The sequence below is a fragment of the Bradyrhizobium sp. Arg816 genome, assembly GCF_029989365.1.
In the GTDB taxonomy this organism is placed as follows: domain Bacteria; phylum Pseudomonadota; class Alphaproteobacteria; order Rhizobiales; family Xanthobacteraceae; genus Bradyrhizobium.
The window spans coordinates 193,443-215,023 of record NZ_JAPRAQ010000005.1; the positions used below are offsets into that span (position 1 = coordinate 193,443).

General features: G+C 54.5%; 22 protein-coding genes. 10 read left to right on the forward strand and 12 right to left on the reverse strand.

Translation table 11 applies throughout. The features are described 5' to 3' along the window. Positions 1 to 106: 106 nt before the first annotated feature. Positions 107 to 985 (reverse strand): hypothetical protein, encoded by an 879-nt coding sequence (locus tag OWC48_RS14930; protein WP_282520674.1) that lies wholly within the window; start codon positions 983 to 985, stop codon positions 107 to 109. A gap of 299 nt (positions 986 to 1,284) precedes the next feature. Here OWC48_RS14930 and OWC48_RS14935 point away from each other — a divergent pair, with 299 nt between their 5' ends. Then, on the forward strand, positions 1,285 to 2,220 hold the full coding sequence (locus OWC48_RS14935; RefSeq protein WP_282520675.1) for a hypothetical protein: 936 nt from the start codon (positions 1,285 to 1,287) through the stop codon (positions 2,218 to 2,220). Positions 2,221 to 2,399: 179 nt separating this feature from the next. Continuing rightward, the gene (locus tag OWC48_RS14940) at positions 2,400 to 2,828 is read left to right on the forward strand and encodes a hypothetical protein (protein ID WP_282520676.1); all 429 of its coding nucleotides are present in this window, start codon (positions 2,400 to 2,402) and stop codon (positions 2,826 to 2,828) included. Between the two features lie 852 nt (positions 2,829 to 3,680). Here OWC48_RS14940 and OWC48_RS14945 read toward each other — a convergent pair. Next, positions 3,681 to 4,580, reverse strand: coding sequence for a dienelactone hydrolase family protein (locus tag OWC48_RS14945; protein ID WP_282520677.1), 900 nt, complete (start codon positions 4,578 to 4,580; stop codon positions 3,681 to 3,683). A gap of 131 nt (positions 4,581 to 4,711) precedes the next feature. After that, positions 4,712 to 5,344, reverse strand: a complete 633-nt coding sequence (locus tag OWC48_RS14950; RefSeq protein WP_282520678.1) for a DUF4339 domain-containing protein — start codon at positions 5,342 to 5,344, stop codon at positions 4,712 to 4,714. 119 nt (positions 5,345 to 5,463) lie between these two features. Between OWC48_RS14950 and OWC48_RS14955 the strand changes: the two genes are divergently transcribed. Further along, the gene (locus OWC48_RS14955) at positions 5,464 to 5,676 is read left to right on the forward strand and encodes a helix-turn-helix domain-containing protein (protein WP_282520879.1); all 213 of its coding nucleotides are present in this window, start codon (positions 5,464 to 5,466) and stop codon (positions 5,674 to 5,676) included. Between the two features lie 28 nt (positions 5,677 to 5,704). On the opposite strand, the gene OWC48_RS14960 is transcribed toward OWC48_RS14955, so the two are convergent. The 4 genes from OWC48_RS14960 to OWC48_RS14975 form a co-directional block, all read right to left on the reverse strand. Next, positions 5,705 to 6,040 (reverse strand): DUF3768 domain-containing protein, encoded by a 336-nt coding sequence (locus OWC48_RS14960; RefSeq protein ID WP_282520679.1) that lies wholly within the window; start codon positions 6,038 to 6,040, stop codon positions 5,705 to 5,707. Between the two features lie 117 nt (positions 6,041 to 6,157). Next, positions 6,158 to 6,727, reverse strand: coding sequence for a hypothetical protein (locus tag OWC48_RS14965; RefSeq protein WP_282520680.1), 570 nt, complete (start codon positions 6,725 to 6,727; stop codon positions 6,158 to 6,160). A 234-nt stretch (positions 6,728 to 6,961) separates the two neighbouring features. Next, positions 6,962 to 7,900 carry a hypothetical protein gene (locus OWC48_RS14970; protein ID WP_282520681.1) on the reverse strand — a complete coding sequence of 313 codons (939 nt, stop codon included), beginning with the start codon at positions 7,898 to 7,900 and terminating at the stop codon, positions 6,962 to 6,964. A gap of 128 nt (positions 7,901 to 8,028) precedes the next feature. Continuing rightward, positions 8,029 to 8,604, reverse strand: a complete 576-nt coding sequence (locus OWC48_RS14975) for a site-specific integrase (RefSeq protein ID WP_282520682.1) — start codon at positions 8,602 to 8,604, stop codon at positions 8,029 to 8,031. A 332-nt stretch (positions 8,605 to 8,936) separates the two neighbouring features. On the opposite strand from OWC48_RS14975, the gene OWC48_RS14980 reads away from it, so the two are divergent. Then, entirely contained in the window at positions 8,937 to 9,752 is an 816-nt protein-coding gene (locus OWC48_RS14980; protein WP_282520683.1) for a DUF5131 family protein, read from the forward strand. A 468-nt stretch (positions 9,753 to 10,220) separates the two neighbouring features. After that, the gene (locus OWC48_RS14985) at positions 10,221 to 10,586 is read left to right on the forward strand and encodes a hypothetical protein (RefSeq protein WP_282520684.1); all 366 of its coding nucleotides are present in this window, start codon (positions 10,221 to 10,223) and stop codon (positions 10,584 to 10,586) included. 979 nt (positions 10,587 to 11,565) lie between these two features. On the opposite strand, the gene OWC48_RS14990 is transcribed toward OWC48_RS14985, so the two are convergent. Beyond that, a complete protein-coding gene (locus tag OWC48_RS14990; RefSeq protein WP_282520685.1) occupies positions 11,566 to 12,192 on the reverse strand; it encodes a hypothetical protein in 627 nt (208 codons plus the stop codon). 365 nt (positions 12,193 to 12,557) lie between these two features. Between OWC48_RS14990 and OWC48_RS14995 the strand changes: the two genes are divergently transcribed. Next, complete coding sequence (locus tag OWC48_RS14995) at positions 12,558 to 13,985, forward strand: hypothetical protein (protein WP_282520686.1); 1,428 nt, start codon at positions 12,558 to 12,560, stop codon at positions 13,983 to 13,985. 239 nt (positions 13,986 to 14,224) lie between these two features. Here the strand turns inward: OWC48_RS14995 and OWC48_RS15000 are convergent, their stop codons facing one another. From OWC48_RS15000 to OWC48_RS15015, 4 genes are all read right to left on the reverse strand, one after another. Continuing rightward, positions 14,225 to 14,836 carry a hypothetical protein gene (locus tag OWC48_RS15000; protein WP_282520687.1) on the reverse strand — a complete coding sequence of 204 codons (612 nt, stop codon included), beginning with the start codon at positions 14,834 to 14,836 and terminating at the stop codon, positions 14,225 to 14,227. 64 nt (positions 14,837 to 14,900) lie between these two features. Further along, on the reverse strand, positions 14,901 to 15,230 hold the full coding sequence (locus tag OWC48_RS15005; RefSeq protein WP_282520688.1) for a hypothetical protein: 330 nt from the start codon (positions 15,228 to 15,230) through the stop codon (positions 14,901 to 14,903). A 432-nt stretch (positions 15,231 to 15,662) separates the two neighbouring features. Next, on the reverse strand, positions 15,663 to 16,448 hold the full coding sequence (locus tag OWC48_RS15010; protein ID WP_282520689.1) for a hypothetical protein: 786 nt from the start codon (positions 16,446 to 16,448) through the stop codon (positions 15,663 to 15,665). Between the two features lie 89 nt (positions 16,449 to 16,537). Continuing rightward, positions 16,538 to 17,239, reverse strand: coding sequence for a DUF6602 domain-containing protein (locus tag OWC48_RS15015; RefSeq protein WP_282520690.1), 702 nt, complete (start codon positions 17,237 to 17,239; stop codon positions 16,538 to 16,540). 784 nt (positions 17,240 to 18,023) lie between these two features. Between OWC48_RS15015 and OWC48_RS15020 the strand changes: the two genes are divergently transcribed. From OWC48_RS15020 to OWC48_RS47130, 4 genes are all read left to right on the forward strand, one after another. Beyond that, a complete protein-coding gene (locus tag OWC48_RS15020; protein ID WP_282520691.1) occupies positions 18,024 to 19,394 on the forward strand; it encodes a hypothetical protein in 1,371 nt (456 codons plus the stop codon). A gap of 88 nt (positions 19,395 to 19,482) precedes the next feature. Beyond that, complete coding sequence (locus OWC48_RS15025) at positions 19,483 to 20,358, forward strand: DUF6615 family protein (protein ID WP_282520692.1); 876 nt, start codon at positions 19,483 to 19,485, stop codon at positions 20,356 to 20,358. A 185-nt stretch (positions 20,359 to 20,543) separates the two neighbouring features. Continuing rightward, positions 20,544 to 21,233, forward strand: a complete 690-nt coding sequence (locus OWC48_RS15030) for a hypothetical protein (protein ID WP_282520892.1) — start codon at positions 20,544 to 20,546, stop codon at positions 21,231 to 21,233. Positions 21,234 to 21,251: 18 nt separating this feature from the next. Then, on the forward strand, positions 21,252 to 21,575 hold the full coding sequence (locus tag OWC48_RS47130; protein WP_368860660.1) for a DUF5996 family protein: 324 nt from the start codon (positions 21,252 to 21,254) through the stop codon (positions 21,573 to 21,575). Positions 21,576 to 21,581 lie beyond the last annotated feature (6 nt).

Below are 21,581 nucleotides of genomic sequence, written 5' to 3' on the forward strand. Positions count from 1 at the left end.
CCTTATTCGCGCGCACGGAATGCACGGCGCCGGAAGCGTCTTAGTTATAGAGTTCTGAGGAGCGAAGTAATACGGCGGGAGTTTGCTGGACTAGGCCAACAACCTTCTAGCCTACTTCACCAATTAATTTCGGAGCCTGATAAGTTTTCAAAATGGCAATTTGGCCCTCGTCAAATTCTGGGAGCTCCATTTCAACAGAGGCTACCTTGGGTGGGAATTTGACGAACTTGAAGCGCGAGCGACTTCGTGGGTCCAGCCGCGAAATGAGACGGTCTTGGCAAAATTTCGCCACGCCAAAAAAGTCGGCGACTCGATCTGGCGTGTCCAGAAACCTACCGACTTCATTGATAGTCTTAGTTTCGTCAGGGGAGCGTCGGATCAGCTTTTCGAATCCCAATGATTCCGCAGACCAAATAAATGGGCCAGCCACAACATGGCTTACCCAGCTCTTCTTGAGTGTAGCAGCGGATCTCTTGTATTCCTTTTTTTCTCTTTCTTGCACCTCTTTGGCGACGAAGCCTCCCTCTTCGATGAAGTGCAGAGCTTTCAGCAATGAAGGCCGCCGCTCAAAAGGGCACATCATGAAGAAATCAATGATCTCGAATATGTTAACCATCTCGTTGTAGAGGCTTTCGAATTCCAAGCGGAAAGTGTCACCTAGCGGGAAGCCGACCAGGGCTCTAGCAAAAACCTCCTGCGAGAACAGAGGGTTCTCTCTGACTAAATGTGCTCGCTTTGCTTGGCTCAGGCTTAAAAAGAAATTGGCTGCCCCAACGACTTGTCCCATGGAGACAAGGTCTGGCCTTGTCGGAAAATGCATCCAAGTGATTAAGCCAATGAGAGCCAATTCGCGTTCCAGGGAAAATCGCTGCTTGCGTTCGCCAGATATGATCGCGACAGCGTCAGTAGTGTCGAACTTTGGTGGCCGACGAGTATTTGCCATAGGTGCTAAAGACCGTGCATTTTGTGCAGTGATTCGGATCACTCGCACTGTTGCACAGATTGCACATGGATTCTGGACGGATAATTTCCCTTATTAGAGAGCTCGGATTGCACGATGCTAACCGAGGCATCTGTGGAAGGTCGAACCTTCTAGGTCCAGAATTTGGCACGGACCGCACGGTCTCTACCGTCGGCACATTGGTGCTGTTGCTGCTGCTTGAACACACCAACCTACCAACAGACGCTCTACAGCCCCCAATTGGACGCTTTGAGCCACCTTTGGTCAGAATCGCGTGACGCGACGACTTGTAAAGCATCTCCAGCACATCATTGGAGATGGTCATGAGCTTTTTTTCCAACACCAGGATCGAATATTGGCAGGCGCGACAGCATTCGGCCCAGCGCCGTGCCTTTGAGAAATCTAATCACCGCCACACGTTGTCCCGCGGTGACCGAGAGTTACCTAAACCAAAGTTCAGATATGACCTGTTGGCCGTAAATTCGTTCTCACGGCGAAGATGGGGGGAAGTCGTGAGTGGCGAGCTGTCGCGTTTTTTCTGCGACGGCGGAGATGGCACCACGCACGCCGGGGATGTCTATTTCGTGTCCCTCATGGACATAACTTGCGCGCGGTCGCCGGAAGAGAAATTGACGGATAATGAGTTGCAGATGATGAAAAACCGGCTCAGGTTCGGTCTACGAGATTTCGCTTATTTGGGTATGGTCGAGCCTGCCTACTACGTCAATCTGCAGCAGGGCGTGCGGTACAACGGGAGGCGGTGCATGTACTGGCACCTGCATGCCCTCGTATGGGGTGTTTCACGTAAGGAGCTGAAGAAGCGGCTGCGGAAGCTTGTGCGCTCGGGCCACTACAGCGCAATCGCCGATGGTCTACGCGCTACTCACATCCGCAAAATCAAACAAGGTCGCCTGCCAAGGTATGTAGCTTACCTGCTGAAATCGCCATGCAGAGGTTATCGACTCTCCGTGCGAGATCGGGAAGATGAGTCGGGGCGGCCGATCATCGATGCCGACGGCGTAGTCTTGCGGCAATTCAAACAAGGGAAGGCCAATCTCCGGTATTGCGAAAGGATTGCGATTTTCCACGCGATGAAGCACCTTCACCTTGACAAGCTCGCTGTGGCTGGAGGAGACGGTGCAAGTCTTCTCAAGACCGCCAAACGCATCGCTTTGAGGGACGACACTACGACGCTCAGAAGCTGCATCCCCGGTCCAATTCGCCGAAAGAGGAAGCGGACAATTATGGTTCGGCGCTGAATCCGCTTCTAGCTCTCAGCATGAAAGCCGCCGTCATGCCCTCGCCGGGTTTCGGGTGCCCAAATTCCAAATTTTGACTGAGTGGCGGGGCGGTTAGAGCGCGAGGACAGGGGCATTAATGTGAACTTGTAAACGATCCTTGTCCAGCTGCGACGTCGCGGCCGACAAGGAGAAATTCAATGGACGTTAAGCTCGACGCTATTATTGCTGAGATCGCCCGAACTCTCGATCTCAGTCTACGAATGCAGGATCCTGAGTTCGCGACGATACCGAAACCCCAAAGGATGCACTTCATCACGAGGAGCCTTGCAGGTCACGACATCGCAAGGGGCGAAAAGTACGGTGGGAGGAAAGTGCGGCGCTGGCGACCCTCGCGCCATCTCGAAAAATTCGCTGGTGTGAAGAACCATGGCATACCGGACGAGATCGAGAGGATCGAGGCGCCAGTAGCAATCTCGACGCTTGTCGATGAATTTTACGAACTTCTGGATATCAACGATGAACCGATCAACGAGGTGGCCGACTACGTTCTTCGTCTTTTCGGGATGCGCTCGCTGGGCCTGCTTGAGTACCGCGGGAAAGAAAGATGGCTTCTGTCAGTTCGATAGTTCAGAAAAGCGCATCGACGTGGTCGATGATGCTGGGAACAAGACCGACTTTGTGGACAAGTATTTGGTGTAGTGTTCCATCCGAAGCGACAGCGCCGCTATAATCTCGGCGTTGATGACCGGTGCGGAGCGTTTGGACTCCGCACCGGTTCTTGCTTCTTCGGGGATGCATCACAGTCGTCCCAATCGCCATGGGACAATCGCGAAGTGGCCGCCTCCGCTTCCACTTGATCTTGACCGCTAACCCCGCGCATCCCGCCAACCCGTCGTACCGCCGCGCGAATTGCTGGAGCTTTGTGGTCGGGGCCATCGTAAGAGTTGATTTATTTTTGGGGCCCGTAACCCAGCGGCTCGTTTGCTTGTGGCACGCGTGAGGTAGAACGCCGAAAATCACCGCGTGGACCCCGCTACTAATATCTGTCTCAACATTAGCAGCTGGTTGTAACCATTGGGGCGCTCCCAAGTCGTGTTTTCTTGCGTGTTGGCGGTCAAAAAAACTCAATGCGCGGTCGTCGAAATTGCACCGGCCATTCTGGTTTCTTCATCAATTCTGGCCGCGCGCGACGCTTCTAAGATCTGTCTGTAAAGACTCGATCCAATTCTCGGGATCAACAGGCTGACCGTTTTCCCGGCGCCGAGTACGTAGCCCAGCGGCAGTTTTCTAGCCAGCGCGCACACCCCGGCGGGCTGTCGGATCAGGATACGGCAGTTCAGGTCCATAGCCGCGGAGACGATGCCGTCCCTCAGGACTGTGAACCGAGCGCCGCGGGGATTCCCGTCGTCATCTAGTCTGAGGACATAGACTTGGTCTGCCCCCGACGGTTCTTCTCTCTGGCCCATGCAAAGCTCGTCCTATCGAAACTCAATGCCTTTGGCGAAGTGCTTTGTTCTGATCGCGGAGATGATCGTCTGCATCATGTCTTTTTCCGCAGCCGGATTGTAGCTCAGGTGCCAGCCCATAAAGTCGTGCGCTGGCGCATTCACCGGAAAACCGTGATTGGCACCTTGATACCCGATCATCTGCACTGGAACAGACCGTTTCGTCCTCGTCAGTTCTTCGCACCATTTGGGATTATTGGCGTCGTCATGGTCCCCCATAAAGACGACAATCGGACCCGTATATATTGCGGAATGCTGCAAAGACGGGCTGCAACCTGGAGCGACCGCGAATGCTGCCACAAAATGGTGTGGGTGATCTGATTCCTGCGTCGTCATTGACACCAACGTCGTTGTGCCACCGTTGCTGTAACCCATGAGGTAGACTTCATTGGCCTTTGCCAGCTTCTTCTCGATGAGGTAGTCGAGCGCGGAATAGGCATCGTCGGCTCGGCGACGACCCCAGTGGAGGTCAGCAGGCCCGCAGGTCCGATCCACATAACGGGTCGTGAGGCTGTCGAGCACCAGTATGCCGACGCCTTGTGGGTTGAGTACGTTGGCAACGTGTGCCGCCCATTCCTTGGAAAGTGTCCCGAGGCCGTCGCAGCCATGCAACAAAATGACAAATGGTGTCGGACCCCTCACGTCTTTTGGAGAGTAGATGAAGGCGTTCAGTTCGCCGTCCTTCTGCACTTCGTCGAACTCTTCCGGCGTGCCGTTCTTGAAGTTTTTCGAGAAGCCAGAATCATAGGGGTTGTCCTTGGACCAGTGCTTGTTCGAATTGTGCGGGTAGTCACCCTTCCACGGTATCTTGACTTCTTCAGCGGATGTAGCGGCGGAGAGAAAAAGCAACATCAACAGGAATATGGATTTCATATGCTTTGATCCATAGGTTGTCGGCCCGCCGACGAGATGTCGGCGACGCGTACGCAGATTGTTTGGGGCTAGATCGAATAGTTGGTGCGAAAATGCCGGGCTCTGTTTTGGGTCCGGCATTTTCTATGGCCTTAACTTTCGACCGACGCGTAGATTAAGAAGCCGATGATCAGGCAGACGACCCACGCGACCGCATAATAAGGGCGCTGCTTCAGGCGCTTCGCCCTCATGAACAGGTAAACTGGCGTAAGCAGAACGGATGTGACGCGGGTTGCCCGGGAGCCATAGCCTGCTTGCTGCAACCTGCGATCATCGAGCCAACCGAGCAGGCCGTTAATGACGACGGGTACCTGGAACGGCAGCCCCCGGCTGGCATGGTACGGAATACCGAAAGCTACGGCGCGGGCCGCAGCGTCCTGGTTGCTGGCGCTCACCATAGCCTCGATCACCCCCAGGACGATTGGTAAGAAGGCCAGCGTCCAGACGTAGCCGTTGCCGATGTGCTTCGACGAAATGGCGGGTGGCTCGGAGGCTACAAGTTCCCCGAGGTCGCTCTCTCGGAGGGGTTTCCATTCAGGCATATCCTTTCGCCAAACCTGAGTGTCGGTCTCGATCTCCTTCTTGTTCAGGAGATTCTTGATGGTCGTCGCGGTCACCGGGCCTCGCCGAGCGCCGTTTACGACGTAGTGCCACTCGTTTGGCCCTGGCTGGCTGGCGGCTCCAAGATCCGGCAGCGGCGGTGGTGCAGAGAGTTCTTCAGTCACTTTGGTGTTCCTCTTTCCAGTGAAGGTGTTGGAAGTTGCCCTCGCTTCGATGCCAGATTCTCGCTCAATAGGGAATATAATCCCTAGAGACTATATGCCCGATGATGCTCCATCCAGCAATGCAGGATTGGCGCGTCATTGTTGGCAAGAATGTCCGGTGTATTCGCCAGCAGCGTCGGCTAACCCAAGAAAAGTTAGCGTTCGAAGCTGACCTTGACTTGACCTACATCGGCGGGATCGAGCGAGGGCGGCGTAACCCCAGCCTCTTAGCGATGGCTCGAATTGCTGAGGCCTTGTCGGTGCCGCTCGTCAAACTCTTGAGCGAACAGTGAGGGTAGGCTTGGTCGATCGAGAAGGCGGCTAGTATTCGTCCGCCCTCATGATCGTGATAATTCGCTCGGTGACAGCAGGGTCCGCCGGATTGGGTGAGCGGAAGTTGAGCGACTTGTCAAAGTAATCGATCTTGAACATCACGGCGGTGCCGTCGAAGTCAAAGACGCCAAAATCATGCTCCTCGTAGGGATCGTTGGCGTGGCAAAAGTCGTCGAAGACGGCGATGGTCTTGACCAAGCGTTCTACGGCCTCGGGACCGAGCTCGGCGATGCCTGCTGTGATGACGGCGCCGCCGCCGAGAAGGTGCTTCCGAAGCTCGTCGTTGAGCATGCGTATCCGGTCCGTGTCCGTGTGCAGGGACATGGTTGTTCTCCATAAAGTCTGTTGGTTGGTGGGCCTGGCTCGCGTCTGCTGAGCGTCAGGCAGGGGCAGGTGGTCGAGGCCCGGGCCGTGGTCCGGGCTTGGCGCTAAGAGAGCTGGTTATTTTGGACCGGGGTTTACAAGCCCCACCTGGGCGATATGCCGGACGTAGGTGCCCTTGTCCGGGTAGTCGCGAAGCTGGAGGGTCAGCACCTGGTCCTCCCGCTTGGTTACGAGGCAAGGCCACCAACCAAACCCGGGGTCATCGTCCTCGACGAGCACCAGTTGGCCGACTGCGATGCTCTCCCACGTTCGCGGTAGGCCAGCCGCAACAACTCCGCCTGCCTTTGCCTTTTCAGGGGATGGCGCTGGGGCGGGCTGTTGAACCTTGCTTCCGTCGCCAGGCATATCGAGTGCGGCTTTGAGCTTGCCCAAGAGGTCCCGCCGGATCGGTGGCACGAATGCCTTGCCGCTTGCATATAGCCTCCCCACGGGCAGCTTCATGCCGATCTCAGTGACTGCTGGCGAGGCCGGGTGCACGGTCGCTAGCTTCATCTGCGCCGCCGCACTAGCGACTTTCTCGTTGAACTCCGGAAACCGCGCGCCCCGTGGCTTTCCCTCTTCATCAAGACCGAAGACAAAGAGCTTGTCTGATGTGCTGGCCGTTTTCTTTTCTGGCTGCTTTCCCATGTTTCTCCTCCTCAAAAGCAGACGGGGCCCAATAGGGCCCCGTGGTCTGCGGTTCTAGCGATGTCATGGCTTGGCCATGGTGGCGGGCCAAGCGCCCGCCGAGGCAAATCAATCACGGAAGTTTCTCCACTATAAATTGCAAAGTCGTTGTTAGACCTTGCAGAACGAGTATAGGTGAATCGCCTTGATGCCTCAAGCGAAATCTGCGCCAAAATAAACTATAAGTAACTGTTTTTACGTATATTTTTGCGATTTTAACGGTATTCGGCCGCATCTTTGGTGCAGGTGGCAGTAGCCGATTTGGCAGGCTCGACGGTCGTCAATTCGGTTGCCATTACAGAGGTTGAGTCCGCTCTCAGAACACAATCTCCAGATGCTATTTTGGACGAACCGCGCGAACCTCTGCGGGAACGCCGGGTTCAGAGTGCGCGTATCGATACGGCCAGCCACGGTCCTGATGATCTCCGCGCAGCCACCCGGGCCATAACAAGCGGCGCCATAAGCGTGAGAGCCACCGCAGTCCTGTAAAATGCCCGTGCGGTGCAGAAAGTTATGAACGAGCGTGTCTACCGCGATCATTGCGGTACCGGTTTCAAGCCAGAGCGGCCGATGTTCACGCGCGCCGATCAGCAGCGTCGAGAGCGTCATCATCAATATCTTGTCGGAGACGCCGTAAACGTTGCGCAGGGGGCCGATCAAGGCTTCCTGACGCGCCGCCTCCAGCTTCGCCATTGTCGCGCCTTTCGCGCCATTCAGCTGGCTGTCGATCCAACCCACCAAGTCGCCGTCGGCGAGGTCGCGGACGAACAAGAAGAGCGAGTACGCGGTTTGATTCAGTCGGCCGTTGCGAAGGTGCGGCCGGGGCAGGGCGCATTCATCGATGTGGTCGGGCTCAGCGCAGGTGAAGCTAGTCTTGTCGTATCGGCAGCCTTCAAAATGCCAGTAACTGCGCAGTTTGGGGCAAGATGGCGCATTCTTCTCGCTCGCCGTAATCGCCGCCCAAGACGCCGTGCCATGCTTGTTGATGTAGCCGCGCGCGACGCGGTCGGAGATGCCTTGGAAACTAAACGTTGTGACCAGCCAGTCGAAAATCGGCGGCGTGTCGGAGAGGGCGACAGCACAAACCAAGCCTGCGTGCCGAGCCTCGTGGTCGATCTCCTCAAGGAACGACATCGACCCCGCGACCGCGCAGACAGTCCGTATCAAGTTTTCAGCCCGGCCGAGCGGATCGGAGGATTTCGTGGCGGCCGACTTCTTGCCGACAGCTAGTTTTGCCGAGCGCCTGCTCGGAACGCTGGTGGCTAGATGAGGGATACCAGCCTCCGTTGAGCGTCGCTATCGCCGTCGATATAGCGCTGTGTCGTCTGGATGGATCGGTGGCCGGCGAGCAGTTGGACGTCTCGCAACGAACCGCCGGCCTTGTGAACCGAGCGGGCCGCTCGCGTGATAAAGGTTCGACGCCCGGAGTGCGATGAGCATCCTTCGAACCCGAGCTCCTCATAAGCGCGGCTGAACCAGACGACGATGCTCATCGGTGTCATCGCGCCGCCGCGCTCAGATCGAATGAGGGGACCATGCGCCCGAGACAGCCGCCGCACCTCGACGAGTGCCTGTCGAAGCTCAGGATGAATTGGTATCGAGCGGCCGCTGCGCTTCTTGGCGATCTCGTCGCGAACTTCAAGCGTGCTGCCGACTTCGCCGCTTGGGTCGAGCAGCATGGCCCATGTCAATTTGGCAATCTCGGCGGCGCGAAGACCTGCCTTGACCGAGAGCAAGACGATGAGGCGGTTGCGTAGTGGGTGGCGAGAGCGCGCGGCGAAAAATAAGAGATCGTCGATATGATCAGTCGAAAGTGTCTTGGCTTGCTTGCCGGCCATCGTACTTAAACCAGTTACAGCGAGATTCTAAACAATCAGGCTCTGCGTGCAAGGGAAAATCTAGCATGTCTCTGACTGATAGAGTTTCAAGTTTTCCTTATCAGTCCGCAGCTGCAGTGCGCTCCGCCTGCCTAAGATCATGTGCAAAGTGTGCGGCACGGCGTGCACAGACTGCTCGCCGCAACGTAGTTGCCTATGGCGAATGCAAATTGCAGTTCAGTCACTTCTCATCAGAGGTCGTCTACCGCAAAGGCGGAAAGTGAACTTGTAAAGGATCGGACCGGGATCGTCGTCTCGGGCAGAGCGATGCTCTGAACCAGTGGAGATTAGTGATGGGTGAAAACTCAAAAATAGAATGGTGCGATCATACGTTCAATCCATGGATTGGCTGCCAAAAAGTTTCGTGGGGATGCGACCATTGTTATGCCGAAACAATGATGGATCGCCGGTACGGAAAAGTGCAGTGGGGTCCACATGGCGAGCGCCACCGAACGTCAGAGCAAAATTGGAGGAAGCCCGTCCGGTGGAACGCGCAAGCTGATGCTTTTAGAAAGGAAAACGGTCATCGACCGCGCGTATTCTGCGCATCGCTCGCGGACGTTTTCGACAATCAGGTTGATTCATCGTGGCGCGACGATTTGTTCGCTCTGATGCGCAGGTGCAAAAAGTTGGATTGGCTGGTGCTAACGAAGAGACCCGAAAATATAGAAAGAATGTTGCCGTCTGATTGGCGCGATGGGGATTCCAACGTTTGGCTCGGAACGACGGCCGAAGATCAGAAACGATATGATCTCCGGTGGAAACGTCTAAAGAAGGTGCCAGCGGTTGTCCGGTTCATCTCTTACGAGCCTGCTCTTGGGCCGCTGCGATTGCCTTCCAATGGGTCGCTGCCGGATTGGCTCATATGCGGTGGGGAAAGTGGGGCGGATGCCCGTTCTATGGACCCGCAATGGGTTCGTGATGTCATCGCCGATTGCCGCCGTTCTGGTGTTGCGCCGTTTCATAAGCAGTGGGGTTCGTATCAAAACAACCCGCTTGTCGTGGAGAAGGGCATGTTGGCTCGTGAAGCACGAGAAGTCGATGCAGAAGGGAAGGGTGGCGGATTGGTAGACGGGAAGCTCGTTCGCAATTTTCCAAGCCCGGACTAAACTCGAACGGTCCAGATGCGATCTGCGGCGGGTATCTCCGATCTCGTCTGCACAACAATGCCGTCGGCATCACCCGCCGTGCCGACGGTCGATTTGATCATGGCGCTGCGCTCACCTCAGCGGCGCTGACGAAGATCACGAGACGCGAAACCTAGTCATCCCTGGCTGGGGAGGACCTGCCGTGTACCCGTATTCGCAGCAACGAGGGCGACGCTTTAGGCCAAGATCGGGACTGATAAGGAAATCAGAATTTTCTTATCAGTGTCGACTGACTCCTTTTTGGTAGAAAGCTTGTCAGTCATTTTGGGACCCGGACGCATTTGGCGGCTCAAAAAATCAAACTTGTAAATGATGCCGTGATGGCAATTTGCGCATCACCGCAATGTATCAGGAGAGAGATCAATGTCGAGAAAAGCGAGACTGACGGATCGAAGGATTATAGCGAGAGTCCCGACCAAAGGAGACGAGATGACAACAGACGACGACGTCGACAATTGGCTGAAAAACGCCGTCGCCGCCGACAGTGTCGGAAAGAGCGAAGTCGAATTGCGCGCCCAGCGCGCCTACGCCTTAGAGGGGCTCGTGACGGCCCTCGCCGTCGATGTTGCCAAAGAACTGACGGTGCTGAGCGCGATGGATATCGAAACTATCGACCCCGACCAGCATGTCGAGACGATGACCGCGCTGCTCGAGGCGGATGAATTCGTCACTCTCTTGTTGCTCTCGATTGACGAGATCAGCCGGCAAGTCGCTAAAATTCGGAACACTCGGCGGCAGTCCGGGATAGGACGTCGCAAGCGAACGAAAAAAGACAAGAAAACGTCGCTCCATTAGAGACTGACAAAGAAAAAATTGTCTCGGCGCAGAACTCGGCGTCGAGACTTTTTTAGCTCAATAAGGATCTAACATGCTCTTCAGGGCAGTCCAATGATCAGTCTAAAACCTGATCTCATCCGATGCTTCGCTGGAATTCGGGGGCGATTGCCTGAAGGTAGCAGTATTAAAATGAGAGAAAGCTTATCAGTTTCCGGATGGACACTACGCGGCTAACGTCTTCCGATCCTGAAGATGGTAAGTGCTGGCCGAGAGTTTCTCAGCGGAGATCTTCCTCGAGCTTATTCCAAGGCAACAGAGCTCCTGAACATAATAGCGATAAGTTATCGAGTCGTCTGTCGAGGCTAATGGATCGACGGAAGCCACGGCTGGCTATTCGCGGAAGCGAACATCTCATTTGGCAGCGCCGGGTCTTTTGGGGATGTTGGTCCGGATCAACGTGTTAATTGCAAGACTTATGTTTGTTGCGGTCTCTGCATCGCACGCTGTGATCGGAAGGAAACCCCATTCATCGCCGTCGGCATCCTTCCAAAAGCAAGTAAGTTGATCATCCTGATACCTATCCCTGCAGTGGACGGCGACGATTGCTGGCCGACTTCCATCCTCCAATTTGAACGCGGCGTCTACGCTTGCCGGCTCAGATTTGACCAACTTCGAAAACGGAGTGGAAAAGGTCCTCTCTAGCACCTCGCCACTTCCGAATCGCCTCACTCGTTTGATTCGCAGCGTCTTCTTATCTCCAAGGAAAGAATTTACGTCATGATAGAACCAGCTCCCGTAAGTGCCGTTTTCTCCACCAATCTTGACTTCGATTGGCTTGTTTGGACATCGCAGCGACAGCGCAAGCACTTCGACCGCGTCCTCGCTCTCACCCGCGCAAAGACTCACGGAAGGCAGGTAGGCAACTAAGGCAAAAAGCAATGCTAGATGATACTTGTGCGAGCATTTCATACCTACACCCAGAAACTTCTTTTGGCACTCACCAAGGCAATCGAACTAGCCTAGTATCCTGTAATCCGCACTCCGGACCGTTCACATCTGGATTATCCCATCTGAATTCGGGGCTGAGAATAACTACAATCACGCCGTCAATATTGCGGCACCTGTAATTGTAGGTCTCAAGCCGATTATCTCGGCAGATGCGACCACCAGCCACATTCGTGCATTTTGGATCTGCCAGAATTCGCTCCTCCCTCAGGCGCTTTCGTTCTTCCGCAGCCTCCCATTGGGCACGGGCTTCATTATTTTTCCTCTCGCGTTCTTCGAGATAGGGCCGCTCCAATTCTTTCGTGCGCTCAAAAGCTGCGGCATTTTTCTCGTCGACCCCGACGATCTTCGCGCGTGCGGTCTCCTTCGCATAGACCAGCTCTGACGCTTGTATCTTGTGGTTCCCGGAGGATTGTCGATTTGTCGATGGCGCTGCAGTTGCGCTTGGTATTGTTGACTGAGCTAGTTGGACCCAAACGCGATGGCTCCCCGGTGGTACACCGAAGGGTCTGGCGCCGCATCTAGGCTTGCCTGTCACGCAGTCTCCGCTCGATGGTTGCTCTCGCGCATCCACATTGTTCGGCAGCGCGATAAGCGCAATAAGTATGGAGAGAGCCATCTGAGCTCCGTAAAGCGCGAGTCGGTGTGCCACGATAGACCTCGTCACGGTTCGGGCCTGCACTTTGTCATTATACCATACCATAGACAGCAAGAGCTTTACCCGGCGAGAGACGCTCAGATGTGTCAGGATTGCTTCCCGATTGCGGTCTGCTTGGATCCTACTGTTGCCCGTCCGAAGTCTGAGGCCGCTTTAGCGGTACCTAGAGACGACCCCGCTCTAAGCAACGGCGCATTGATTGCGCATTGCTTGTAGGTTGTTTTTTGAGTCTCTAATGCTGGCTTTCCTGTGAAGAGATTTTCTTTGCTCCACAACTACTGGGTGATAGGCTCGCCCATCTGCTTTGCGAGAATATAAGGCAGGTCATGCAGATCCGTTTTGTTATTTCGCTTGTTGCAGCTATTTTGAACTCCGCGCCTGCACTCGCGGTCGTAGGAACCTTGGACTCTAAGGACGAATTTCCTTTCGTGGTCCCGTTGAGTGTTCAATTTGCAGACAATGCCATAGCCTCATGCTCTGGCGCGGTTAGCCGGGCCGGTTTGGTCAGCACAGCAGCACACTGCATTTGGAAGAAGGGAGTTGGTCTCGCGAAGCTAGTTCAGATCAATTACAGGGATGCGGATGGAAAGTATCACTCAACAAAGCAGCGAAGGATCTTTATGCCTCGCGCGTTTGTCGATGCTTACACAAAGTGGGATGACGAAAGAGAGAAGGTCTCCGTCGAAAAGAACAGATTGAATTTCATGGAGATGACCCTCCAAGACCTTGCGTTTATCGTGCCCGACGAGGGTATTGAGATTGAGGGATTTCCGCATTGGGCGAGCGAGCTTCTACAAACAAAGACCTGCTTTGTTTCAGCCGATGACGTAGGGAGAGATAGCCCTCCGCCGTCCTGCGCGGCGCGCTACGACGCGGGTTATCTGAAGCAACAGTTGGGCGATCTGAACAATGTCCGAGCTCTAGTGATCGGTTACGGGGACTTTTGCACCGATCTAACTAAACGCGAAAAATGCTCTGGGGACGGTAGACGCAGATTTGCAGAATTGAAACTTATTCCGACGGTGATGATCGGCTCAAAGACGTTCGACTTGCCTAAAGTGTGGTGTACCGGGCTTAACGCCCAGCAGATCAATCCGGTCCAACCTGGTGATAGTGGCGGCCCCAGGTTTGTTCGGACCCAGGATGGCCGATGGATCTTCGTAGGATATACATCCGGAGGCGACGACGTTGGCGAATGCGCGTCCTCATTAATCTATCATCTTGAACTGTGGCGTTCGGCGGCCGAGTATTTTCAAAAAGTCTCTAGGCAAATAAAGCACTACCCCGCCGAGCGGTGGTACAGTAATCAAGCAACGCGCCTCGTTCGCGAAGCGCTTGGAAGTTGGTCTGGGCCGCCAGAAGATGCATTGGCCCAACTTAAAACGTACTACAGAGCCTCGACCGACTTCGATGAGAGAGATGAGAACTTCGAGCGATTTTACAGAGCTAAGAAGCAGCTTGTGCAAGAGTGGCCAATCCGGCACTTCCGAGTTGTCTCGTCCAAGTTGGCCGAAGGGGACGGGGACAGTGATCTGGTGAACATTCTCTACACCGAAGTCGAATGGGCCCTTGCCGATCCTCGGACTGGGACGAAGAAGAAGGGGACCTCGAAAGTCGATTTCACGATCTACTTTTATCGAGAAAATGAATTGCACATTGCGTACGGGACCAGCCAAGCTTGGCCGCGAATTACCGCCGAACGATGGCAGAACATTTCAGGTGACAAGTCAGTCACGTTCCCCGTGCCCAAATAGCTCCGGGGACCGAGGTCTACCTGGTTAGTCCCTGCTGCTCGCCGCACGTACAACTCGTTCCCGGAGGCACGGGGCTAGTAAATTTCACAGAGCATGTGCCTGCCTGGGTGACGCATGTTGCGTACCAGGGTGGTGGGGATGCTTTGGGGGGATTTGATTGATGCGTGGTAGGATTGGCCGCGAGGACCATAGCGACAACGCTCAGTTCGATGCTGGAATACATATTTTCCTCCGGCTCTCTATTTTGGCTGTGTGCCATTGATGCCAGAGCGCGGGGGCTCCGACGATATTTGATGGGGAGGTTCAGAGACCTGAGGAGTGCTCCGACTGCTGGACGGTTCGTCCAGAGTGTAAACCCATAAGACGAAGATGGAGAAGAATGCCAACGAGATACCCAGAACGACCACGCCCACTACGGACGATTGGATTGCTATCTTATCCTTCGAAAGATCAATTGTGCTTCCGTCGGAAAGGCCGCCTCCCCTTTTAAGTGCGAGAATGAACGATGCCCAAAGCTGAGCTGCAGCAAGTAACACACCAGCTAAAGTGATCGCCACTACCATATACATAAGAACTGTATTCTCGGTTCTTTGGAAGAGGTAATTATCTGCACGGATTCGTTCGAGTCGATTAGTGTGCTCGGCGGCGACCAACGTTTGGCAAAGGCTAGCAGCATCCCACGTCGCTTCCCGCGGAGTTTGATTAGCGGGCTTCTGCGAAACCATCCGGTTTACACAGCTCATTATCGAGTTCGGCTCCTCAACTGCGTCGCTCGCTTCGAGAGGAGCAGCATCTACGGCGAGCAGTGCCAGGGCGACAGAAAGAAGAAGAATGCGAAGAGGTATTGTCATAGTATCACGATCCTCGGGTACCTGAGACTGACAGCGTAGCTTGTTTCTGTCTGGATCTCTGCGGCTAAGACTTCATCGGCCAGACCATCTTAATGGCCAATGCCATGACCAAGAAGCAAATCACCCAGAACATCAGTGGACCGGCCGCACCCTCAAGCTTGAGACCCCATAGCTCCACTTTTATATCGCCAGACACTTGCCGGAAGAGCGTAATCAGAACGAACGCTCCGGCGGCTGCGGCGGGAAGACCGATGATTGCCGCATAGTGGTTCCTTAATATCTCGATTTGCCAGGTCGCTCGAAAGTTCGAGATCCAGACTGCGGCAGCGGCCAGGAAACCTAGTGAGCAAACGGCGACAGCAGCCCAAAATGCAGCAAGTTGGTACCAGTCCATAGTGCGCCCCAATAAGCGTGTTCCGAGCACATTCTACACGTTCTATCTAGAAGCGTAGCCCGCGCCGAGGCATGGTCCTTCGAAATGCACCATTCAGCGGCAATAATTGTGCGGCCCCTCGATCCGAGGAGCGGGAGAAAGGCGCAGCGTTGCCCGGTCCTCCCGAAATAGGGCCAGCCAGCTCGACCTTGCGGCTTCACCGAACGTAAGTCTTTGAGGGTGGATAAGAAAAGTATGAAAAGCTTATCGGTTGCAGCCGATTCATCTACCTGAAAGTTGGCAGAAGCGCGCCGTTGATCACGTGGTGAAAAGGTATCGAGCTAGCCTGCTATTAGTCAGCGCCTGGATGACCGCATTGCCGAAAGTCAAACATGATCAGGGCCGGTTGGCTGCCGTATTTCAAGAGCAAAGCAACTCTTCGCTATCACGACCCTATTTGGCCGCCATCTCACCTAAGAAGTTGGCGTCGATGAAATGAATGATTTCCGACGTCGCGCCTCCGCGAATAATGATTCCTGCAAATCCGACAAAGAACGTTCCTGAAGATCGACCAAGATAGAAAACAGGACCGCCACTCATTCCATCTGCATGGAAGGTAACTTTACGGTCCATTTTTACCCTATGCACGTGCGGCGAGTTGCTCGGGCCGTCATAGGTTGCTCCAACCTCCACAACATGTGCCCCAATACGAGGCTCTTCGTAATCGACTTCTTGACGTTCAGTCGGATATCCAAACAGCAAAAATCGTCCGGTACTGTTTAATGGCCACAGGCCATCACGTTCCACCGCAAAGAATTCCCTGCTCAGATCCGGCGTCTTGTAATTCTCGATGACATATTCGAGAGCACGAACGTCTATCCAATCTGTGTCGCTATTTTCGGTGGTGACCTTCGGGCGCAAGAGCGACGACGCAGTAACAGTAGAATTTTGCGTTTTGACGTAAATGGCCACCCTATCAGGTTCTGTTGAATCGATTTGGTGTCCACAGCAAAGGACCAGATGGCGATCACCAAATTTTACCGCGGTACTGCTCCCAAAGAACTGATAAGGAAACTGCTCGCTCCCTGTAAGTATAAAAAGCTGTTTGCAATACCGATGGAGCACGTGCTCAACGTTCGCTGGGTCATGCCAAAGGCGTCCTATGCGGACTTGCCTGGCTTGTTGCGATCCCAATATCCCTAACAGGCTTTGCAGCATTTTGATGGATAGCTCTTTCACGTTGCTGTCGCGAACCAGATCGCAGGGTGCAGTGAGGTATTCCGGACCCGGTCGGTGGACGTGTGGGCTCATACCGGCTACGCACAATATTAGTCTGAGCTCCATTCCTTTGGCATGTACGCATCCAAGTCCATCGCATGCACCACGAAGTTCTGTTGGGCTTTGAGTATGTGGCTGTATAGGTTCAGCAACCCGTTCCCCTCTCGCCCGAAGAGCTCGGCGGGTACCTTGAAGGCGCGCCGCCCGGCAAACCAGTTCTCCTTCAGAATGCAGACGCCGTGCACATGGGAGTTACCATCGTCCAAACATTTCCGAAGCTTGTCACAGAAGTGCGGATAGGTCGGGCCAAGACCCTGTTGCGAGAACGCGACGATGTAATTACGTGGTGGCGTCGTCTCCGTCTGTTTCGTCATCACAGTTCGTGCAGGCTTACCGGGCTCAAAAACGGTTGCAGGCACAATGTATTTCTTCTGAGAGCCAACCTTACGCATTTGCATAATGGCGTCCATCGAACTTTGCAGCTCATCCTTCGTCAGCACTGACTTCACTTCGATGGTGGCGAAAACAATCTCTGCTGGAAAAAGTCCAGAACCGAACTCGGATAGCAAAGGGGAGTTGTAGAAATTATCGTAGATGACAATGTCTGTTTGCCGACTTGCTTCACCATGTGCGGAAATAACCACACCCGTGCCTATGGAGAACCTTTTGGGAAGAGTCCGTCCGAGGACGTTCTTGATGATTTCCTCGGCGATGCGCCCGCGTTCGCCGAGGTGCGGCATCAACTGCGCCATGGCGAGTTGCGATTGGTCAGCTATGACCTGAAGGGCCGACATATAGGTTAGGTGTGGCGTCGTGGCTGGCTGAAAGTGCCCTGTTTTTCGTGCCATTGCAGTCCATCACAATTCGAGGAATGGAGCAGACTGTTAAACAACTTAACGACTGCGACAAGTAGCGAGCTAATTATCTTGAGGGACTTCTTCACCAGCCACCAAAAGCCCGCCCGGAGGCGGCTAGCCCATCCTCGCTGCACGCTGTACGTGAGAGGCCATGGGAAAGAAAAGGTCACGCGACGAAGAATATCACTTATGCGCTCAGATAAAGCCACGCGTCTCTTCGAGCTATTACATTTCGACACGGGATAACGAGGCGAGCGGCGATGAAGCTATAATTGATTTCCAAGCTGATATCGTCACCACTACACCCGAAATGTCCCTTCATGTCGGACAGAAAATATCTTGCTCCTTGATGTGCTCGCGCACCTATCGAGCCAGCGACAAGAGCTGCACTCTGGGGCAGCCATTACTGCTCTACGTGAGGCTCAGCCGAGACACACGACTTTTCTCCGCCTATCTCCCATCTTATGTGTTTTGGGCCTCCAGACTGATCTGAAGAGTGGTCGCTTGAAGAACGTAGAGGTCTGGTTTGATAAACCTCGCTACGGTTCTGGCAAGCTCAAGGGTCTGTATTTTTCGGGGTCTCCTTTTTGAAATGAGTAGCTGGTATCTATGCAGAAGACCCGTAGGGCGTGTCGATGCCCGGGGCTGGCTCGTGACTTTTCGCCTGAAATGATCGAACATGGCGAACTTTCCCACGGTCCAAGATGGTCTGTTCGTGGGTGCTTGGGGGGATCGACCATTGGACCCGCTTCAATTGGACATCGCGCGCTTTCTTGTTGAGAAAGCGAAGAGGCACACAAGAACAACCTATCAAGAGGTAGGCGAGGCAATTGGATGGTCTCATCCAACAGGACGAGGGCTAGGCAAAAATCTTGATGTGATTGTCCGTTACACGCTGGACAACGGATTTCCCCCTCTAACGGCAATCTTGGTCGAGAGGGGAGAGAAGTACCCGCCGTCAAACGTTATTGAACAAGTCGCAAAAGATTACGCGTACCGCGATATCGATGAAGCCCAAGAAAGCGTGTTCGCGTTCGACTGGTCGAGCGTGCCTGAACTGTTCGCGGTCGTTGAGCGGGTCCCCGCCGGTCGGGAGGTCTGGCTGACATCTTTTTGGGGATTTGATCCCGGCGACTGGGGTTGCATTGGCTTCGCTGACGAACCAAGGCGCTCTCGCTATCTGAGGCTTTCAAGGCCGGGAGCGCTGGTTGCAATCTATGTGACCAAGGGACGGGGGCCTGAAGAAATGCGAGGGAAGGTCGTCGGCGTCCTCGAGGTGTCACATCAGGCGGGCCACGCACGCGAATTCATATCAGGCGACAGATGGGCGGAGAAAGAGAGTGACCCGGAATATAGGGGCAAATGGTTGTTTGCCGTTCGGGCGACGCGGGCGTGGAGAATCATTCCGGAAGACTGGAAGCCAGTCGAAGAGTTGTTCCCGACTACATACCGCGACTCAAATCCGGAGTTTATAGGTTCATATGGCGTGAAAGTGTTAGAGGCCGAAGCGCACAGACTTTCTCAGCTTCAGGTTTACGAAACGCCTGTCTACGGACAAGCAGGCCAAATCGACGGTACGCTTCACGAACTTGCAACGGCTCTGTCGCCCAGTCGCGCAGTGCCGCCAGCGACGGGACCGTATTGGGTTGGCGAAACCGATGGGCCAAAGTATCTTTATATTTTGGAATTGAAGGGGGACACCGCCGCGTATCTAGGACGGCCAGCCGGCCAAGTTGAAGGATTGACAATCATCAAAGTAGGTTTTTCAAGAAGCCCGCTGTCACGCCGTGATCAGATTCAAAGTGCTTACCCGCTCGGTCAATTTGAATGGGCGGTTCGGTATCCGGAAAGCACCATCGATCCTCCGCCTTATCGCAACGCCGCAGTCGCCATAGCGGGAGAGGATGCGATGAAAAAGCGATTAGTGGAGGAAGGCGCTGAGGTCCTTGGAGGTGAATTTTTTCTTGCGGATGACGGCTTGGTCATTCGAACGTGGTATGCAGGAAAATTCGCGGCGGACAGCGCGAACGCGGCGGCGGGGTCAACGTAGTTCACCTGCGCCTATCTAATTCGCATTCTTAAGTTGAGAGCTCCATTGACAAAAGCTAGAATGGTGTCAAATAATTCCATTATCAGCTATGCCATTTTCAGACTATCCATTTAGCCCCGAGCAGATGTGCCTGCTTAACCTGGCGCGGACCAGTTGGGTTCGACGCGCCTCGGCGAAGCGCAATAACCTTTCATTTGGAGAGGAATCGATCACCGAAACGATCCTCATGGACTTGGCTGACCGTTTTCCGGGAAATGTTTTCATTTTGCCATTTAACAAGCGAAGAGAAGCTCAGCACGGGGCTGATTGGGCCTGGGCTTTTGAGAGTGCGGACGGCTCCAACGTGCTCCCAATGCTTGTTCAGGCGAAAGCCCTCGATCTCTTCGACTCCGAATATCCTGAAATCCGGCGCAGAATCGGCCGTACAAAAACTCGTCAGATAGATCAATTAATCGATACAGCCACCGGGTGGGGATGGCCTGCGATCTACGCCTTCTACAATCACCTCAACGATGAGACACGCATTCCACAAAATTGCGGAACGCTACAATTGGCTGACCTTGGCACAATGCCCGCCGCCTGGGGCATCTCCATAGCAGATGCTCATTCTGTTCGCGAAAGGCTCGATGATCAAACGTTTGATACGCACAAGCAGATCTCCATCCCGCTGCATTGTCTGCTGTGCTCAAACGGTAAGGGAGTTCGACTCGCAGGCGGGTCACCCGCGATGGCGTTGGCTGCGCTCAGACGTTTGCGGCCTGCTGATCGAAGCGCGGCCGCTCCCCTCCCACCTTTTTTTGATCAACCATTACATGAGCTCCCGCCGATTTTTCATTTGGCCAAAGCCGCCGCTGAACAACGTCCAACCAAGCGAGGCAGCGATCCGCTCAGAAATCTACAAAGGCAGTTTCCAAGTATAGCGGGCGTGGTGATCGTTCGCGATGCTAAGTCAAAAGAAGGCTAGGGCTGTACCTCATCACCGTCAGCCGCAAGTTGCACTTGCCGCTCGGAAGGTGCCTCTTTGAGCCGCTGCCCCTGCCGCCCTAGACTGCGCGCCGTGGCAGGCAATTTCGGGCTGCCGGTAGCTGGAGTGCCGATATGAGCGTAAGAACTATCGCATTAGCTCGTCAATAATGCCGGTGACAAATCATGGATGATATTGATCCCAAGGAAGGAGACTTCTTCGAGGGCGTGCTCCTTGAGACTTTCAGAGACGGCTATGTAAGCCGACCCCGGGTACGACCAGTAGATGTGTTGCCAGGTTGGCTGAAAGTAGAATTTCCGCGGCATCTCCGCGAAGAAAACCCGATTGGGACACGCTTTAGAGCGGACGTACACGTTCGGCAAAAGCACCATGGCGACGGCACCCCAAATGGACCGCTATATCTCCGGGCCGAGAACCACACCATTTTTCGGGTGAAGCAACCTGATTTTGAGAAGCTTGTCTTCGCCCGACAGCAGCCCGGCACGATTAGTGGCCGTGCATACGAATATTTCTCAATCAAGACTGCACCGAAATCGGCTGCTGAGAGATTGGATGAAGGGGCGGCAAGTCGATCGATTTATAGAATTTTGGTCGCAACCGGAGTCAGTTCTTCAACTGATAAGGTTTCTAACAAAACCTTATCAGTACTGCGCCGGTCCAAGCGGAAAGTGAACGAATACGCGTCCCGACTGACTTGGCGGATCACCGCTCCGCGGAACCTCATTGCAACGGCTCACATTTTCGTGCGCCTCGACGAAAGCTACGGTTGGAAACCACGGTCGTCACGCTTCTTTCGCGCGCAAGCATCTAAGACTTGGCCTGAGGGCAGCGACCCGCGAGGCATACAGTCATGAAGTCTATTCGGCAGGTTTTTGGCCGGGCGGCGGCGGCACGGATTTGCGGCCTTTTCCTCCTACGCCTATCCCGCTCCTGCAGATTTTGCGGACGCTAAGGTGATGCCGGATGGGGCGCACTTCGACCCGAAGCTCGGGGAATTTCTTCTGCCATACGATGTCGTGAGACAATCGGTTGACCCGGAAGTAGCGCTGACGGCCTTCCCGGAGAGCACGTATCTCGTTGCAGCGGACGTCGGTCATTGGGATCCTATGGCAATCGATTGTCCCACCGGCGTACCCCGCCGACCGCGACCATTTTTGAGCCAAGTGGGGGCAACGGCGCGCCGACGAGGTGCTTGAACAAAT

Excerpts from the sequence above, each read along its gene's own strand:
- OWC48_RS14935 (WP_282520675.1), top strand. The coding sequence starts at position 1,285 with ATGAGCTTTTTTTCCAACACCAGGATCGAATATTGGCAGGCGCGACAG.
- OWC48_RS14940 (WP_282520676.1), top strand. The coding sequence starts at position 2,400 with ATGGACGTTAAGCTCGACGCTATTATTGCTGAGATCGCCCGAACTCTC.
- OWC48_RS14945 (WP_282520677.1), bottom strand. The coding sequence starts at position 4,580 with ATGAAATCCATATTCCTGTTGATGTTGCTTTTTCTCTCCGCCGCTACA.
- OWC48_RS14955 (WP_282520879.1), top strand. The coding sequence starts at position 5,464 with ATGCAGGATTGGCGCGTCATTGTTGGCAAGAATGTCCGGTGTATTCGC.
- OWC48_RS14960 (WP_282520679.1), bottom strand. The coding sequence starts at position 6,040 with ATGTCCCTGCACACGGACACGGACCGGATACGCATGCTCAACGACGAG.
- OWC48_RS14965 (WP_282520680.1), bottom strand. The coding sequence starts at position 6,727 with ATGGGAAAGCAGCCAGAAAAGAAAACGGCCAGCACATCAGACAAGCTC.
- OWC48_RS14970 (WP_282520681.1), bottom strand. The coding sequence starts at position 7,900 with ATGTCGTTCCTTGAGGAGATCGACCACGAGGCTCGGCACGCAGGCTTG.
- OWC48_RS14975 (WP_282520682.1), bottom strand. The coding sequence starts at position 8,604 with ATGGCCGGCAAGCAAGCCAAGACACTTTCGACTGATCATATCGACGAT.
- OWC48_RS14980 (WP_282520683.1), top strand. The coding sequence starts at position 8,937 with ATGGGTGAAAACTCAAAAATAGAATGGTGCGATCATACGTTCAATCCA.
- OWC48_RS14985 (WP_282520684.1), top strand. The coding sequence starts at position 10,221 with ATGACAACAGACGACGACGTCGACAATTGGCTGAAAAACGCCGTCGCC.
- OWC48_RS14990 (WP_282520685.1), bottom strand. The coding sequence starts at position 12,192 with ATGGCTCTCTCCATACTTATTGCGCTTATCGCGCTGCCGAACAATGTG.
- OWC48_RS14995 (WP_282520686.1), top strand. The coding sequence starts at position 12,558 with ATGCAGATCCGTTTTGTTATTTCGCTTGTTGCAGCTATTTTGAACTCC.
- OWC48_RS15000 (WP_282520687.1), bottom strand. The coding sequence starts at position 14,836 with ATGACAATACCTCTTCGCATTCTTCTTCTTTCTGTCGCCCTGGCACTG.
- OWC48_RS15005 (WP_282520688.1), bottom strand. The coding sequence starts at position 15,230 with ATGGACTGGTACCAACTTGCTGCATTTTGGGCTGCTGTCGCCGTTTGC.
- OWC48_RS15015 (WP_282520690.1), bottom strand. The coding sequence starts at position 17,239 with ATGGCGCAGTTGATGCCGCACCTCGGCGAACGCGGGCGCATCGCCGAG.
- OWC48_RS15020 (WP_282520691.1), top strand. The coding sequence starts at position 18,024 with ATGGCGAACTTTCCCACGGTCCAAGATGGTCTGTTCGTGGGTGCTTGG.
- OWC48_RS15025 (WP_282520692.1), top strand. The coding sequence starts at position 19,483 with ATGCCATTTTCAGACTATCCATTTAGCCCCGAGCAGATGTGCCTGCTT.
- OWC48_RS15030 (WP_282520892.1), top strand. The coding sequence starts at position 20,544 with ATGGATGATATTGATCCCAAGGAAGGAGACTTCTTCGAGGGCGTGCTC.